Below are 1,078 nucleotides of genomic sequence, written 5' to 3'. Positions count from 1 at the left end.
GTTTTGTGCAAAAACTGTACTCTGTTGCCAAAAGTACGGCCAGCTTGCTCACATTCCCAAGGTTAAGCGGGATTTAAGGGATTATGCACTCTCACTCCTGCAGCCCATTATCAGTGATATTCTTCTGAGCCTGAAAAAACAGAATATTTCGGTGCGGACTGTTCATTCTGAGAGTGGGCCGGGCCAGCTGGAAATGGCACTGGATTATGGCGATACCCTGAAAACGGCTGATGATCAGCTGTTTTTTCGGAAAACCGTGCATGCCATTGCCCGGCGCCATGGTTATGTGGCCTCGTTTCTTCCCAAACTTCTGGCGGATCAGTGTGGTTCCGGGATGCATCTCCATTTCAGCCTGTGGAAAGACGGCTGTAACATAACTGGCGAAGATGGAAAACATGCGCTTTCTCCACAGGCTGAACACTTTGTTGCCGGTATCCTGCACCACTTGCCATCATTGACAGCATTAACAACGCCCAGCTGTAACTCGTTTCGCCGCATAGTGCCCCATTGCTGGAGTGGCGCTTACACGGCCTGGGGGTGGGATAACCGTGAAGCTGCGATACGCATTCCCAGCCAGCCCGGGCAGGTGTCGCCTTCCCACGTTGAGCTGAAAACGATCGATGCCAGTGCCAATCCGTATATTGTGCTGGGTGGTGTGATCGCTGCCGGACTGGATGGTTTGCGTAATGGGCTGACATTAAAACGTGAGTGTTTCACCGATCCGGAAAGTTTATCTGATGATGAAAAAAAGCAGGCTGGCATCACGGCTTTACCCAATGATCTCGAAACGGCTTTGTCGCTATTTCAGCAAAATCGAGTATTGATTGATGCCATGGGTGAAGCGTTTGCGAAGTCTTATCAGGGGGTTAAACGTTATGAAAATGCTATTTTCGTTAATAAGTCTTTGAATGAAGAAGTTGAAATGCTTTTGTGTCGTTATTGAATTTTTATGTTTACCACTGTCGCTAATGTGTTTTTAGCGTTTCGAACAATTCGGTCATGTTTCAAACCGGTTGATACCACATTCTGGAGATGAATTCTCCGATGACTTTGTCGTGTAGCTCCTCTGAGCGGGAAA

At 48.0% G+C, this 1,078-nt stretch carries 1 pseudogene; it reads left to right on the top strand.

The features are described 5' to 3' along the window. Positions 1–943 (top strand): annotated as a pseudogene (locus ABD892_RS10570) (hypothetical protein); the annotation flags it as partial. Positions 944–1,078: the final 135 nt, after the last annotated feature.

The sequence above is a fragment of the Kistimonas scapharcae genome (genome assembly GCF_039540975.1).
Lineage (GTDB): Bacteria > Pseudomonadota > Gammaproteobacteria > Pseudomonadales > Endozoicomonadaceae > Kistimonas > Kistimonas scapharcae.
This window is presented reverse-complemented; position numbering and strand designations above follow the sequence as displayed.